Raw genomic sequence first — 15,861 nt, 5'->3', positions numbered from 1 at the left:
ATGGCCTATAATGGAAAAATAATAACCGTAGGAATTCGTCCTGCTTGGGACGTGCAGTTCTTTGCAAGCGGGCTCAACTGGGGCGACCACAGGCTCGTTGACAGCTATAATCAGGAGCCTGCCGGCAAGGCACTGAACGTTTCAAAAGCACTTTCATGGCTTGGATACAGCTCCGTAGCTGCCGGACTATGGGGAACGAGCGATTTTGACGATATGCTCTTCGGCCTCAAGCCCTACACTCACTGCATAGACGTTCGTTTTACACCGATTCAGGGAGCTACAAGACGAAACATAAGCATATTCGATACAAGCGAAAACAAGGAGCTTCATCTAAGAGTTCCCGGCGCACTGGCAACAAAAGCAGCAATCAAGAAGCTCTCAGACAGCCTCTTCAGCATAATCGATTCAGGTGATATCTGCGTGTTTGCAGGAGCTCTTCCAGAGGACAACCCCCTCTCTGAGATAATTGTTGATCTTGTCTGGGAGTGCAGCAGGCGGGGGGCGTATATCTTTCTTGATTCGAGCAGCAGAACGTTTTCCAAGATCTTCAGCCTTGGCTGCACCGAGCTTGTGAGCCCAAATAATGAGGAGCTTTCCGAGCTGAGCGGGTCTAAAGTGAAATCAGATGTGGAGTCTGTTGCAAGGGCTGCAAAAAAATTACTGAAACAAACTTCTCAGGTTCTCGTAAGCCTTGGAGGGGATGGGGCTCTCTTAATAACAAAAGAAGGCCTCTGGCGAAGCAGGTTCATCGGCAAGCCCAGAACTGTTCAGTGCACAGTGGGCTGCGGGGATTATCTGCTTGCAGGTTTTATAGCAGGAAAATACGAAGATGATGATCCGGCCTATGCTCTGCAGAAGGGGCTTTTATTGGCCACTTCCCGAGCTTTCGGGCTTATGGATGATGAGCCGTGGGAAGTGGAGCAGGAGCTGGAAATAGATACTGAATTCTTTCAGTATTAATTGGAGATAAATTTGATTACATTATTGCGAATGCTTACGGCATTGCCTTTGAAGGTGCTTGCGGCAATACTGACAATATTGCCTATATTTGATAATGCGCCGATTCTAAGGCTTATATGCGTAATTACAGGCAGTCCTGAAGATATTCTTGTGTATCTTACAAGGCTTTCAACTCAGTTCGGGCCTGAAAAATACGAAGAAACTTTCCTTACCAATGCCGAAAAATTTGGGGATGTAAGGTTTGTTTCAACCCTTGGGTATATGTATTTTGAAACGGGCAGCCTTAAATCGCTTCGCCGGATACTGGATAAGGCTGAAGAAATTTTCTCTGAAGAATCTGAGCTGATGTATCTTGAGCTTATGCTTGCTTCAAGGAACAACGATGAAAGCAAGATTCAGGAGCTTTCTGAGAAGATTGTCAGCAGTTCCTCCAGCACTACAGAAGCCTCAGAGCTTGCTTACAACTGTTTATGCTGGAATTACATAAAGCAGAGGAAGTTTGATAAGGCAAGACCCCTTGTTGATAAAATACTAACGATTAAAGAATCGAGGATCGGCAGAATCGCTGCGGGTGTTCTTGCGTTTCAGGATGGAGATATCGACCTTGCTGAAAAGAATTTCGGAATAGCGGCAAGAGTGGATTTCAGATTTGCCCTGGAGCCTCTTATGGCTGAGGCAAGCTATGTTTGCGATGACATCAAAACTGCCGCCGAATATTTGAAACAGGCCGTTAAGAAGGGCATCAAGATACCGGAAAATGAGGAGATTTTGAATAAGATCAAGGAATCGGATGAGTACAGGGAGGCAGGTTATGATTGAAAGATTCGCATTCTTCCTCACTTTCCTGCCCGGACTGATATTGGGGCTTACTCTCCACGAGGCATCGCACGCTTATGCCTCTGCGGCGCTCGGAGACAATCTTGCAAAGGATAAAGGCCGGCTTACGCTTAATCCGCTCAAGCACCTTTCACTGCTTGGAACGCTTGCCCTTTTCATTCTCGGTTTCGGCTGGGCAAAGCCTGTGCCCGTTAATCCTTTCAACTACCAGAACCCGAAAAAGGACTATCTGCTCAGTTCCCTTGCAGGCCCAGCATCAAACCTTGCAATTTGCGTTATATCTGCTTTGCTGATTCGTATGTCCGGGATTAACAGCTTCGAGCAGGAAGCAGGGATATGGGTGAGCATACTCATCGGCACTTATTTCGTGAACGCTATTCTTGCTGTAATAAATCTTATGCCCATCCCGCCGCTGGATGGAAGCAAGATATGGCCGTGCATTATACCGGGAGTAAAGCTCGTTATGCCTGCGAAAGTAACTATGGGCAGCTACCTTGCTCTGGTTATGCTTGTTGTAACCGGGGCGATTGAGCCTGTGATTTTAAGCCTGCTTACGTTCTTCAAATCGGCTCTTTTCTTCGGGGTTTGATTGTAAAATTTATAAATTTTAAGTTTTTTTCGTCAAAATTCCGCTGCTCAAACTATAAACTTATAGCGGGGATGAGCAGTTTGTCCCTGTATATGCTTTTATGTTTAATAAATGGAGCTTTAAAGTGAAAAAAATCTTTAGCGTTAAATCTTTATTCTTAATGGTTATTCTGTCGGGAATTGCTGTTTCCGGTTTGTTTGCCGCAGGACACGAACATGGCGAAGATTTTGAATTTCCCACCTCAGATAAGGGAGCAAATTTCTGCTTCACCAGCTTCCCAGACCTTTTCAATTGGAATATCGATTATCCCCAGCCCGGCTGGGAAGATGCTATGGACTGGTTCCTCGGCGGTATGAAGAAAGAAGGCCCTGCATTTTCTCTCAATGCGGGTGATATAATGGACGCAAGATGGTGGGAGAACCCTGATCAGGTTAGAAGAAAAACGAACCAGTATTGGGGCGGTTTTGCAAGGCGGTTCAGAGATAAAAATATAAGGCTCTTCATTGCTCCCGGCGACCACGAATACGGCGATGACGGCGGTCTGAAAAACCATAAAGACCTTGTGCCGGTATTTGCTGAGCAGTTTGTTAAAATATTCAATATGCCCGTAAACGGCCCTGAGCACAAAAAGGGGCTTGCATACTCATTCACTAAAGGCAATCTCGCTGTTATTTCCGTTGATCAATTTGAAGACAAAGGCGATAAGATGGGGATGACAGTTTCGGGCAAGCAGCTTGAATGGTTTGAGAATGAACTCAAAAAATACAGCGATAAGGATTTCATCATCGTTCAGGGGCATATGCCGGCAGCAGGCCCAGTGCGCAGCAAAAATTCAAGCGCTAATATGCTCAAAGGCGGAACAAACTCAGCTTTCTGGAAAACAATGGTCAAGTACGGCGTGGATGCTTATCTCTGCGGCGAGCACCACCGAATTACCGCCAAGCGGGTTGATGGTATATGGCAGATTGTCCACGGGGCACTCTGGGGAACTCAGACGGATGTGAACTACCTCAGGGGCAGCGTTTTCGATGATAAGCTCGTTCTGGAGCTGTTCAAGTTTGATGTTGAATACAGCGGCGGACACATCGGAGACCACCCGCACAGAAGCCCAACTCACGCTCCGAGAGAAAAGGCGGCAATCTCGCAAGAGGCCATCAAACACGGCCCAGATATTGTGGGAAGGCTGATAATCGAAAAATCAGACAAAGAAAATATCACTGCTCTAACCAGCGGGGCATTCATCCAGGACTGGTATAAGCAGTTTTAGGTATGTGATTTTCTCCAATAAACTTTTATATTGTCCCAACCAATCGAAAAAGGCCCTCAGTTCCCACGAGGGCCTTTCCTTTTGATATCCAGCTAATTTTTATAGTATGATGTTATAAGGCTTTGAGGCGAAAAAACGAAAAATATGTATAATCAATGCGGATTAAAAAAAGGGAACGCCTCTTTAGACGTTCCCTTTTGCATTTTTTGTTTAAGCTTTTATCAGCTGCTAACCGGCTGGGCGGAATATTCGAATTTGAGGCTGTCTTCGTCTTTCACCGTAATGGTAATATGCTCAGACTTATCAAACTCGTTTCTAAGAAGCGCCTCTGAGAGAGGATCTTCAATATACTTCTCAATAGCCCTCCTCAGCGGCCTTGCCCCGTGTTCGGGGTTGTAGCCCTTATCGATAAGGAAATCTTTCGCGTTTTCGTCTATATCGATGTTGATTCCCTTCTCTCTTATTCTGTTGAGAACTTTATCCAGCTCATACTGGATGATCACGGTTAGGTCTTCCTTAGTAAGGCCGCGGAAGACAATGCTGTCATCAAGGCGGTTCATAAATTCCGGCCTGAAGTGCTTCTCGATTTCTTTCTCCAAGAGAGAAGACATCTTCTCGTAGTTGTCTTGTTCAGTCCTTTTACCGAAGCCGAAGCCTGTCTGATTTCTGATCATATCAGCGCCGATATTGCTGGTCATAATCAGGATTACGTTTCTGAAGTCCACCTTGCGTCCGTAGCTGTCTGTAAGCCGGCCTTCTTCCATAATCTGAAGGAGCATATTGGAAACATCCGGGTGCGCCTTCTCGATCTCATCGAGAAGAAGAACCGCATACGGCCTCCTGCGGATTCTTTCAGTAAGCTGGCCGCCTTCTTCATAGCCCACATATCCCGGAGGAGCGCCTATAAGCTTGCTCACATTGTATTTCTCCATGTATTCGCTCATATCGAGCTGGATAAGAGCGCTTTCATCGCCGAACATAAATTCAGCGAGAGACCTTGCAAGAAGCGTTTTACCTACGCCGCTCGGCCCGATAAACAGGAAGCTTGCGATAGGCCTGTTGGGGTCTTTTATTCCTGAACGGCTGCGCCTTACAGCCTTGGCAACAGCAGTGATAGCCTGATCCTGAGATACCACAGTTTTGTGCAGTTCAGATTCAATTTCAAGCAGCTTCTCGGCATCCTCTTTTTCCACGCGTGTAAGAGGCACGCCGGTTATCTTGCTTACGATTTCGGCTATAATATCCTCATCAATCTCGCCTACAAAGCTTTCGTTTTCCTTTTCCCAGTCTTCCTGCTTCTGCTTTTTCTCTTCGTTGAGCTTCTGGGCTTCGTCTCTCAGCGCTGCGGCCTGCTCGTAGTTCGCATTTCGCACCGCTTCTTCCTTCTGAACGTTCAGCTCTTCAATGCGGCTGTTGATTTCTGTGAAATCCGGCGGGGGTGTGAGGTTTCTAAGCCTCATACTTGACCCTGCCTCATCAAGGATGTCAATAGCCTTGTCCGGCAGGCATCTTCCTGTAATATAACGTGAAGAAAGCTCCACAGCTGCATTCAGGGCGTTTTCGGTGTATGTAACTTTATGGTGAGTTTCATACTTTTCCCTGAGTCCGTGGAGAATTTCGAGGGTATCATTCTTTGAAGGCGGATCCACCTGTATCGTCTGGAATCTCCGCTCAAGGGCAGAATCCTTTTCGATATGCTTGCGGTATTCATCAAGGGTAGTAGCCCCGATGCACTGGAGCTCGCCTCTAGCCAAAGCGGGCTTGAGAACATTTGAGGCATCTATCGCCCCTTCAGCCCCGCCTGCGCCAACGAGCGTATGCAGTTCATCAATAAAGAGGATAACGTTTTTCTCACGCTTAACCTCATTGATAACCGCCTTAATCCTCTCTTCAAACTGGCCGCGGTATTTTGTGCCCGCTACCATCATCGCAAGATCAAGGATGATAAGCCTCTTGTTGTAGAGCAGAGGGGGGATAGATTTTTCGATAATGCGCTGCGCCATACCCTCTACTATAGCCGTTTTGCCTACGCCAGCTTCTCCGAGAAGTACTGGATTGTTCTTCGTTCTCCTGCAGAGTATCTGAAGCAAACGCTCAATCTCGTTAGATCTTCCTATCACCGGGTCCAGCTCGTTGTTTTTAGCAAGGGCTGTTAGATCTCTTCCGAAGCTGTCTAATGCAGGTGTTTTGGATTTCGGCCTGCCCTGTCTTCTCTGCTGAGGTCCAGACCCCATTCCGGGAGGTGTTTGCTGAGACATCTCATCAGCATCCATACCTTCCTGCTCCATGCCGGAGCCGAGAAGATTGAGCACTTCATCCCGCACAGTATCCAGCTTTAGCCCAAGATTCATCAGAATCTGAGCAGCTATACCATCTGAAACTCTCAGGAGCCCGAGAAGAAGGTGCTCTGTGCCCACGTAGTTATGATTGAGGCTGCGGGCTTCTTCAATTGCGTATTCAATAACCCTCTTTGACTTAGGAGTCTGGGGGAGCTTGCCCGCAGAGATAACGTTCGGGCCGCTCTTAACGTATTTCTCAACCTCAATCCTGAGCTTGTTTACATCAACACCGAGATTCTTGAGCACGTTCGCCCCAACCCCGCTGCCCTCTTTGGAAAGGCCGAGAAGTATATGCTCTGTGCCCAGAGACTCATGGTTAAACCTTAGAGCCTCCTGATTGGCAAGCGCCATTACCTTTCTTGCACGGTCTGTAAATCTTTCAAACATAGTTTTAATCCTGTTTCGGCTTAAGCCGTTTATTCTTAATATTGATTGACAGGGACACTTGTCCCATTAAAGACAAAACCAACAGTGATTATAAGTCAAAGCTGATTTTTGTAAACTGTTATGAAGCTTATTAAAGAATTTTTCAAAAAAACCAAATTTTCGTATTTCATACTTACTTTAACTCCTGTCTGTTCGAATTGTTTCCTCTCAACGCGGCAGCGCTAACTTTACCGTGTAACTGTAAACTTATGTTAGCGCTAACGATTTGCGACACAGTTTACGAAAGTGCGTTGACCCGGCAAATATAGTGAATATGGCCTGATTTGCGGGTTGTAAAAACATTGGCACGAAATTTGTGAGAGGGGAGGTTAAAACAATTTTTTACTGAAAGGGAATAAAAATGAAAACGATTAAAAAAACAATAAGTGCTTTAAGTATTGCAGTGATGCTGTTTGCAGCAGGATGCAGTATGGAACTCAGCGGAAGCGGGTGCGCAGATAAAGGTGATGCGTGCAGCTCGCAGGAAGAAATTAATGACTACACTGGCGAACAGCCTGAAAACAACTGAAACAAGAGCAGTAAAAGGAGAAAGAAATGTCTGAAGAAATGAATCAGCAGTCTGAGCAGAATCAAGAACAGAAAAACAGCGTAAAGAAAGGTTTTCACTGGAAATCTGGTATTATAGGTGCGGCAGTCGGCGCAGTGGTTGTCGTGTTTATAATGGTGCAGGTAATGCCTTCTATGATGATTACTACAAGGGAATGCAAGATGGGTGTGGAAGAAACCGTGGCAGCTCTGGAAGAGAGAATTCCCGAGCACGGCTGGAGCATATCTCACGGAAAGCCTATAAATATGAATGAAGCTATGGCTAAGCGGGGCGTAGATTTTGAGCCAAAGATTCGGCTGGTAAAGCTATGCAAAGCTCCCTACGCCAAAAGCGTGCTGACGAGCGACCGCTGGGTTTCCTGCATGATGCCGTGCAAAATGGCCGTATGGGAGGGAGATAACGGTAAGGCATATCTCTCCGAGATGAATCTTTCTTTGATGGCAAAGCTCTTCGGCGGGAACATCAAAAAGGTTATGGGCGGTAAAGTAGTTGAAGAAGAAGAAAAAATACTTGAAGGATTGCTGAAGTAATCATTGAACAGCCGGATTTCAATGTTACAATCAATCTGTTACATTTTTAAGCTGAGGGATTTTATATGAACTTTCGAGAAAAGCTTACAGAGTTTTCCCTTCACAGGCACAAAGTGGTAACTGCACTTGTTACTGCAGTTACCATTTTATCAATTGTGCTGGCGGCAGGCCCGTCTGTATTTCCAAACGTTATGAGCGGTCTAAATAAGGTCAAGATCGATACAGACCCTGAAAATATGCTGCCCGATGACGAGCCTGTAAGAGTTCTTCATAACGAGATGAAAGATGAATTTACTCTGCACGATATGGTGGTTGTGGGCGTGGTTAATGAGGAACATCCTCAGGGCGTTTTTAACACTGAGACGCTCAAAAATGTTTACGAGCTTACCGAATATATTAAAACGCTCACATGGGAGGAAAACGGCGAGCAGGAAGGAGTGGTCAAGGCAGACCTTATCGCCCCTTCAACCGTTGACAATATTGAGCAGGGCGGACTCGGTACAGTACACTTCGAATGGCTTATGCCCGCTCCCCCTGAAACACCCGAAGAGGCTCAGGCAATCAGAGAGAAGGCCTCGGATATCCCGTTTCTCGACGGGACTCTCGTTTCCGAAGACGGGAAGGCACTGGGAATCTACATACCAATTACCAAGAAAGACCTCAGCTACAAGGTTTACAGCTCACTGAATGAGAAGATCGAAACCTTCAGCGGCTCAGAGAAATACCACATCACAGGGCTGCCTGTTGCAGAAGACACTTTCGGCGTGGAAATGTTTAAGCAGATGGCAATATCTGCACCAACGGCGATGGTTGTAATATTTATCATTATGCTGATTTTCTTCAGGAAGCTGCATGTGATAGTTTCGCCGATGATTGTGGCTCTTGTATCGGTAGTAGTAACTATGGGGGCTCTTATTATATCGGGCTTCCCTGTGCACATAATGAGCAGTATGATTCCCATATTCATAATGCCCATAGCGGTTCTCGATTCGATCCACATCATCAGTGAGTTCTTCGAGATATACCAGAAGCACAAAGATCGAAAGAAAACCATGCACAAAGTTATGGAAGATCTCTTTGTGCCTATGCTCTATACATCGCTTACCTCGGCAGCGGGCTTTGCCTCTCTCGCGCTCACCCCGATTCCGCCGGTACAGGTATTCGGCGTATTCGTGGCGATAGGGATTATGGTAGCGTGGTTCCTTACGATCACGTTTATTCCCGCATACGTTATGCACCTCAAGCCTGAAACGCTTCATAAATTCGGACGACAGCACGATGAGAACGGCTTCAAGAAGGATGATGATTCTATCCTAGGCAGATGGCTCGGAAAACACGGCATCTGGACGTACAACAGAACGAAGCTCATTCTTACCGCTACCGCTGTAGTTGTTGCGATCAGCATTTACGGGATCAGCAAGATTGAAATAAACGACAACCCCGTAAAGTGGTTCGAGAAAGAACACCCCATCCGCGAGGCGGACAGAGTGCTTAATGAGCATTTCGGCGGGACTTATATGGCCTATCTTGCCCTTGAAAGCAAAGAGGGCAGTCCAAAAGAGGCCGCAGAAAAACTTGCTCAGACATTAAAGGAAAAGGCCGATGCTAAGATTAAACAGTATCAACAGGAAAGCTGGCCAGAGGCAGTAGAGGTGTTTAAGGAGCTCAAAGCGAGCATTTCTGAACAAGGCGAAACTGCTAAAAGTCCGGCCGGCCTGCTTGAAAGCCTGAAAGCTGAAAACGAGGATGAGCTCAGCAAAGCAGAAGGGGAGATGGCCTTTGCCCTTGATGAGGCATCGCTGTTTATCAATGAAGCAGAACAGCTTGATGATACTTTCAAAGACCCTGAGGTGCTTGAGTATATCGAAGACCTTCAGGTGGAGCTTGCAGATACAGGCGTGGTAGGAAAATCCAACTCCGTAACGGACATTGTGAAAACAGTGCACCGCGAGCTTTTCGAAGGCAAGGAGAGCGAGTTCAAAGTTCCCGATACCCCGCAGGCTGTGGCTCAATGTATGCTAACTTATCAGTCCAGCCATCGCCCGGGAGATCTCTGGCACTTTGTAACACCTGACTACAAGAAATCAAGTCTCTGGGTGCAGCTCAAGAGCGGGGATAACAAGGATATGACGAAAGTTGTTGATGAGATTAACGACTACATCGCAGATAATCCGCCGCCGAAAAACCTTGAGCATCACTGGTACGGGCTTACATACATCAACGTGATCTGGCAGAAGAAGATGGTAAACGGTATGCTTGAGGCATTCGCAGGAAGCTTTATCGTAGTATTCCTTATGATGGCTCTGCTTTTCCGCTCTCCTCTATGGGGACTGATGTCTATGATACCGCTAACAATCACAATCGTTGCAATATACGGCGGCGTAGGGCTTGTAGGCAAGGATTACGATATGCCGGTTGCAGTTCTCAGCTCCATGACGCTCGGGCTTGCTATCGACTTTGCAATCCATTTCCTTGCCAGAACCCGGGCACTCTATCCGCAGTTCGGAAATTCCTGGAAGAAGACAGTGCCGGCGGTATTCGCTGAACCTGCTCTTGCTATAACCCGTAATATTATAGTACTTGCGGTTGGTTTCCTCCCGCTCATACTTGCACCGCTAACACCGTATAAGACAGTTGGAATACTGCTTGCAACAATACTCTCTGTTTCCGGAGTCGGCACACTCCTTCTGCTGCCGGCGCTGGTGAGGGTATTCGAGAAAAGATTATTCAAAAATGAAAGGAAGGGAGAATTAGAATGAGAAAATTATTAACATTAGCCTCAGTTTTTTCAGCTCTTTTGATCAGCTCTTCGGCATTTTCCGCTGAAGAGAAAAAAGGTGAAATCACTGTTGAGAAAATCGTTCACAATGCCAACAGGGTCTCCTATTATCAGGGATACGACGGCAGAGCTGAAGTGAGTATGGAAATCGTTGACAGCAAAGACAGGGTTCGAAACAGGGAGCTGATTATCCTCCGGCGAGATGAGCTGGATCCTTCGCTGCCTGAAGAGAAGGCCAGAAAGGACGACAGCTACTGCAAGGAGCAGAAAATCTATGCCTACTTCACCCGTCCTGCTGATGTAAATAAAACCGTGTTTATGGTTTGGAAGCATTTAACCAAGGATGATGACAGATGGATGTATCTTCCGGCGCTGGATCTGGTGAAAAGGATCTCGGCTACTGATAAACGCACAAGCTTCGTAGGCTCGCACTTCTTCTATGAAGACGTTTCCGGAAGAAGCATAAAAGACGATAAGCACGAGCTTGTAGAAACCACAGACAATTATTATGTGCTCAAGAATACGCCTAAAGATGAAGAACTTGTGGAGTTTGAGTATTACAAAATGTGGATTCATAAAGACAGCTTCGTAGTGGTGAAATCTGAATACTACAACTCTCAGGACAAGCCCTACAGGGTTTACGAGGTTCAGGAAGTTAAGACCATCGAAGGCTACCCTACTGTAACTAAATCCAAAATGACTGATCTGGACAGCGGTGGTTATACAGTGCTGACTTATTCAGATGTTGAATATAATATTGGTATTGAGGAATCGGTCTTCACTGAGCGTTATCTCAGAAGACCTGCAAGGAAATATTTAAGGTAAATTTATTTTTAGAAAGGGTTATATATGGAAAATAACAATTTCAATATGCCGCTTCTTGGGGACGAGTTCCCAAATCTTGACGTTGCGACAACTCACGGAAGAATGAACATTCCGGAGGATTTGAAAGGCAGCTGGTTTGTGCTTTTCAGCCATCCGGCAGACTTCACTCCGGTGTGCACGACTGAATTCGTTGCCTTCCAGAAGAGGAAAGACCAGTTCGACAAGATCGGCTGCAAGCTCGTGGGGATGTCTGTAGATCAGGTGTTCTCGCATATCAAATGGGTTCAGTGGATCAAGGAAGAGCTCGGCGTAACTATCGAATTCCCAGTTGTGGCAGCGGATGAGAAGGTTGCAAAGAAGCTCGGTATGCTTCACGAGGTGAAGGGCTCAAACACCGTAAGGGCGGTATTCATTGTTGACCCGCAGGGCAAAGTCCGGCTGATAATGTACTACCCGCAGGAGATTGGACGAAACATCGACGAGGTCGTCCGCTCGGTTAAGGCTTTGCAGATTTCTGATAATCAGGGAGCTATCCCGGCAGGATGGCCGGATAATGAGCTTATCGGAAACAACGTTATCCTCCCTCCCGCTACGGACGTTAAAGCCGCAGAGCAGAGAATCAAAGATTACGATAACTACGACTGGTGGTTCTGCCACAAACCGCTTGAGGAAGACTAATCCTGTTTACAGGGAAAATTGCTATGAATATAAAGATGAGTTTTATGCTCAGAGTTTTTTCGATTGCAGTTTTAATGGGCGGTCTGGCTCTAGCTGCGCCGCCCAGTCTCCCTTCCGGGCTCTCTGATGAAGGGGAAAAGAGCTCAGACTCCCCCTCACTGCCTTCAGGCCTCGGAGGGGAAAGCTCTGAAGAAAAACAAAGCACATCCAGTCCTTCACTGCCCTCAGGGCTTGGGGGAGATTCGGAATCGGACGAGCAGGAAGAAAGCAGGGAGGATTCCCAGAGCGATTCCTTCTTCGATTCCGGCCTCACTGGCCTGACGGGATTCCTGGAATTCAGAAGCGGCTGGAGGCTTCAGAACGATGAGCATCAGCAGGATATGTCTATAGGCGAGACAAGGCTTCAGCTCGAGATGGAGAAATACTGGGAGGGAATAACCTTCGCAATTACTTCGGATATCTACTACGACTGGGCATACGGAGGCCACAGAGTGGATCTGGAGCGGGGCGAGGGCTTCTTAGATCTCCGAGAGGCAAACTTGCTATTCTCGCCGGCAGATTTCGTTGACATCAAGGCAGGGCGTCAGGTGCTTACATGGGGTACTGGCGATTTAATCTTCATCAACGATATGTTCCCGAAAGACTGGCAGTCTTTCTTCAGCGGAAGAGATACCGAATACCTCAAGGCCCCATCCGATGCCGCCAAGGCGAGCTTTTATACAGACATCGCAAACGTTGACGTTGTTTACACTCCAAGATTCGATTCCGACCGCTTCATCAACGGCGAGCGAAACTCATACTGGAACGGTATGCAGACCGCAGGGGAGGATTCCCTTCTCCGTACAGAAAAGCCGGATCAGTGGTTCAGAGATGATGAATGGGCGGTGAGAGTTTCGAAAAATGTTCAGGGATATGAACTCGCAGCCTACGGCTATTGGGGATACTGGAAAAGCCCCTCAGGGCAGATTCCATCTACAGGCGAATTTACATTCAACGACCTTAACGTTTATGGAGCGAGCGTTCGCGGGCAGGTTGGAGCAGGCATAGGTAATATCGAACTTGGCTATTACGACTCACGCGACGATCAGGACGGCGACGACCCATTTGCAGCAAACAGCCAGATGAGATACCTCGTGGGCTATGAGCAGGATCTCCCGCAGATCGCCAGCGACCTTACTGCAGCGGTGCAGTTTTACGTAGAGCAGACAATGCGGTATGAGAGCTATGAAGAGAGCCTTCCGCCCGGGCAGGAGTCCACGATAGACCAGTACCGCCAGCTTTTGACCTTCAGAATAACCAAGCTTTATTTCAACCAGAACCTCACAACCTCGCTGTTTACGTATTTCTCGCCTTCGGACAAGGATGTGTATATGAGGCCGAACATTCATTACAAGGTTGATGATAATCTCGCTGTTGAAGCGGGGGCAAATATATTCTGGGGCGACTACCCCTACACGTTCTTCGGTCAGTTCAGAGATAATACGAATATATACACCGCTGTTAGATACAGCTTCTAAGCTTTCTGAAAAAAGACTCTCCGTGCTTGGGAATTGGAAATTATCGGCTGAAAAGCAGTCTGCAGAAAGGCAGTAAGGCTTGTTCGGGCTTTACTGCTTTTCTACTATAATATACCTTGCCTCATCTTTCCTGATAGAAAGATGATAGCCTCTCACCTTCACTTCTACCGGATCGCCCAGCGGGGCAACTCTCTCCACCTCAATAACGGCGCCTCTGCCAATGCCCATTTCAGCAAAACGCTTTAATACAGTTGAATTCTTCAGTCTTCTCACAATACATTTGCTGCCTATAGCGATATCAGAGAGGGTTAGTTCTTCGGTGCTTGCCTGAAGCTTGCGTTTCTCCTCCTGCAAGCGGCCAATTCCTGCGGTAAGACACCCGCCGCAATCTTCAGAGCTGCAGAGAAGGTCTTTATTGAAGTATTCATGGAATTTCTGTATTATATCATTTCCGCAGCGCGGACAGGCCTGAATGAATTCGGTGAAGCAGATCAAACGCTTAACGAGGCTTTCTGATATAACATGCTCCATACCGCATGCACCCTGCTCAGCTGTATCTTTATCTGCCCCGAGGATTTCCACGAAGAAATCCCTGAGTATTTCACGCTTTCGAACAATCTCTTTGGCTTCCTCCCGGCCTTTGGGAGTTAACGTTATCACTTCATAAGGCTTGTAGTTGATATGCTCTGTTTGTGCAAGAGACTTCAGCGCAATCGTTACAGACCCGGCCTTTACGTTAAGCCTCGCTGCAATATCCTTCGCCCGAACGGCTCCCTTATCTTCTATTATAGTGAATATGGCTTCCAGATAATCTTCCAGACTGGCCGATAATTCTTTATCTTTGCTCATTTTTTTCTCCCGAAATCAAAGAGCCTAATATAATAAGATTCGCCTTAAAATGTCAATATCAAAATTTGTTCCACGATTCAGAATATTCAATATATCTGTCAGACCTTCTGAAACTTTCGCTGTGAGCCCGGCGGCAAGCGGGAAATCTTCGCGCTGCGAATGCTTAGCGTATTCGCAAAGGAGGACGCTGTATGACAAAGAATCTTTTCGTTGTGTAAAAAGTCGGCGGCGGCACCGATCGGCAATTGCGATGTGTTAATATCAATCGGATGACACCGCTGTGAGGGATAAAATCTGGGTTTGATGGCTTCCTTTAATAAATGAGCTGCATCCTGAGCCCCATTATAAACGCATCGCTCACAGCTTCCCCGCCGGCGTTAGAGACATACTGCAAGTTCGGGCTAAGCACAAAAGAAGGCGAAAGCTGGAAGTTGTAATACCCCTCCATAACGCTTTCATAATCCCTGATGTAAGTATTGTCCGCTTGGTCGCTGAAAAAGCCTCTGGAATAGCCAATCCCGAGAATATCCTCATCTCTGGTATCGATTAGGCCGGCGGCCTGCACACCGAAACTGAAAAAGTTGGTAACAGAATTGTACTCGCTGTCTGCCCAGCCGTAACGGAAAAATCCGCCAATACCCTGAGAATCTTCACGGTCTTCATTTTCCTTAATCAGCATCTGATCGCAGCTGATGTAGAAGCCGATATCCTCGGAGGTGGTTTTTGCTGCTGCAAAGCCCGTCTTATCCTGCCTGTCAACCCATAATCCTGCCCTGTATGTACCGGGCAAATCGCCTTTGGATGAGCTGAGGCTAATGGATTTTCCTGTTTCCAAAGCGTAGAAGTAGTAGGGTTCATCGGAAAATGCAGTGTCAAAACCGCTTGTTCTGCTGTCTGCCTGAGCATCAGCAGCCCCGCCCATCAGATACCAAGAATCCGTAATATCCCACTTCGCCACAATCCCAAGTCCCTGCTCAGGAAAGGGTATCGCAGGGTCATCCACGAGCGAGGCATTCAAAAACTGACTGCACTCATCATCTGCGTATTTGCTCGTATCAAATATGCCGGTAAAATCGAGCTTGCCTATATTCAGGGTAATGCTCTCATCCATGAAAGTACCCTCATAGAAAAATTCGACAATATCCATCGAACGATTCCCTACGCTAAGGGCATTTATCCCCCATTCACTTCCTACTGAATCACTGCCGATTCCTTCTGTATCAGGCCAGCCGCCCCAGCCGTGTACAAAAAGCCTGCTGTTTTCAAGTTCCAAGAGCTTATCGAGATCTGCTGAAAGCTCCGCGTCATACCTGCCGGAGTGCCTGCCGCTGTGTTTGCTTGTACTTAATCCCCCGTGCACATTTACCTGATAAAGATGCGTAATAGAAATGCTTACATCAATCTCGGAATTTTCAAAACTTTCTCCAAGTCGTTTGATTGGATCGTTTTCACTTTCAGACTGGAAATCCGAAGATTCTAATTTAATTTCGGCAGCTAAGCCATTCGCTGCTGAGAAAATCATCATAACTGAGAATAGTTTAGTGATATTATTCATTTGAACTTCCTTATATCAAATAGTTTTCCTAAAGGATTTACAATTGATTTCGAACTTAATCTGTTGTTTTATTAGGAATTCCTAAAATAGTAAGGCATTACTAAAAGTCAAATAAAAATATAACTCATTTTTCAAGTAAGTT

The 15,861-nt window shown here is 46.6% G+C and carries 13 protein-coding genes; 10 read left to right on the top strand and 3 right to left on the bottom strand.

The annotated features are described in order from the left end of the window. From STSP1_RS04160 to STSP1_RS04145, 4 genes are all read left to right on the top strand, one after another. Nucleotides 1-960 (top strand): 1-phosphofructokinase family hexose kinase, encoded by a 960-nt coding sequence (locus STSP1_RS04160; protein WP_085755142.1) that lies wholly within the window; start codon nt 1-3, stop codon nt 958-960. Nucleotides 961-972: 12 nt separating this feature from the next. Next, nucleotides 973-1,779 (top strand): tetratricopeptide repeat protein, encoded by an 807-nt coding sequence (locus STSP1_RS04155; RefSeq protein WP_123806976.1) that lies wholly within the window; start codon nt 973-975, stop codon nt 1,777-1,779. Beyond that, entirely contained in the window at nt 1,772-2,386 is a 615-nt protein-coding gene (locus STSP1_RS04150) for a site-2 protease family protein (protein ID WP_085755140.1), read from the top strand. Before STSP1_RS04155 ends, STSP1_RS04150 begins: the two co-directional genes overlap by 8 nt. A gap of 124 nt (nt 2,387-2,510) precedes the next feature. Next, nucleotides 2,511-3,653: a metallophosphoesterase family protein gene (locus STSP1_RS04145; RefSeq protein WP_161491601.1), complete on the top strand. Its 1,143-nt coding sequence runs from the start codon at nt 2,511-2,513 to the stop codon at nt 3,651-3,653. A gap of 221 nt (nt 3,654-3,874) precedes the next feature. Here STSP1_RS04145 and STSP1_RS04140 read toward each other — a convergent pair whose 3' ends face one another. Next, the gene (locus tag STSP1_RS04140; protein ID WP_085755138.1) at nt 3,875-6,379 is read right to left on the bottom strand and encodes an ATP-dependent Clp protease ATP-binding subunit; all 2,505 of its coding nucleotides are present in this window, start codon (nt 6,377-6,379) and stop codon (nt 3,875-3,877) included. A gap of 400 nt (nt 6,380-6,779) precedes the next feature. Between STSP1_RS04140 and STSP1_RS12455 the strand changes: the two genes are divergently transcribed. From STSP1_RS12455 to STSP1_RS04115, 6 genes are all read left to right on the top strand, one after another. Further along, a complete protein-coding gene (locus STSP1_RS12455; RefSeq protein WP_161491600.1) occupies nt 6,780-6,947 on the top strand; it encodes a hypothetical protein in 168 nt (55 codons plus the stop codon). A gap of 26 nt (nt 6,948-6,973) precedes the next feature. Further along, on the top strand, nt 6,974-7,516 hold the full coding sequence (locus STSP1_RS04135; RefSeq protein ID WP_085755137.1) for a DUF302 domain-containing protein: 543 nt from the start codon (nt 6,974-6,976) through the stop codon (nt 7,514-7,516). A gap of 65 nt (nt 7,517-7,581) precedes the next feature. After that, nucleotides 7,582-10,275, top strand: coding sequence for an efflux RND transporter permease subunit (locus STSP1_RS04130; protein WP_085755136.1), 2,694 nt, complete (start codon nt 7,582-7,584; stop codon nt 10,273-10,275). Beyond that, nucleotides 10,272-11,120 carry an outer membrane lipoprotein-sorting protein gene (locus STSP1_RS04125; protein WP_085755135.1) on the top strand — a complete coding sequence of 283 codons (849 nt, stop codon included), beginning with the start codon at nt 10,272-10,274 and terminating at the stop codon, nt 11,118-11,120. Before STSP1_RS04130 ends, STSP1_RS04125 begins: the two co-directional genes overlap by 4 nt. A gap of 24 nt (nt 11,121-11,144) precedes the next feature. Then, nucleotides 11,145-11,798 carry a peroxiredoxin gene (locus tag STSP1_RS04120; protein ID WP_085755134.1) on the top strand — a complete coding sequence of 218 codons (654 nt, stop codon included), beginning with the start codon at nt 11,145-11,147 and terminating at the stop codon, nt 11,796-11,798. A gap of 23 nt (nt 11,799-11,821) precedes the next feature. Beyond that, the gene (locus tag STSP1_RS04115; RefSeq protein WP_226997511.1) at nt 11,822-13,315 is read left to right on the top strand and encodes a hypothetical protein; all 1,494 of its coding nucleotides are present in this window, start codon (nt 11,822-11,824) and stop codon (nt 13,313-13,315) included. A gap of 90 nt (nt 13,316-13,405) precedes the next feature. On the opposite strand, the gene STSP1_RS04110 is transcribed toward STSP1_RS04115, so the two are convergent. After that, complete coding sequence (locus tag STSP1_RS04110; RefSeq protein WP_085755133.1) at nt 13,406-14,164, bottom strand: metal-dependent transcriptional regulator; 759 nt, start codon at nt 14,162-14,164, stop codon at nt 13,406-13,408. 313 nt (nt 14,165-14,477) lie between these two features. After that, complete coding sequence (locus STSP1_RS04105; protein WP_085755132.1) at nt 14,478-15,719, bottom strand: carbohydrate porin; 1,242 nt, start codon at nt 15,717-15,719, stop codon at nt 14,478-14,480. Nucleotides 15,720-15,861: the final 142 nt, after the last annotated feature.

Origin of the sequence: Sedimentisphaera salicampi, assembly GCF_002117005.1 — a bacterium.
Lineage (GTDB): Bacteria > Planctomycetota > Phycisphaerae > Sedimentisphaerales > Sedimentisphaeraceae > Sedimentisphaera > Sedimentisphaera salicampi.
This window is presented reverse-complemented; position numbering and strand designations above follow the sequence as displayed.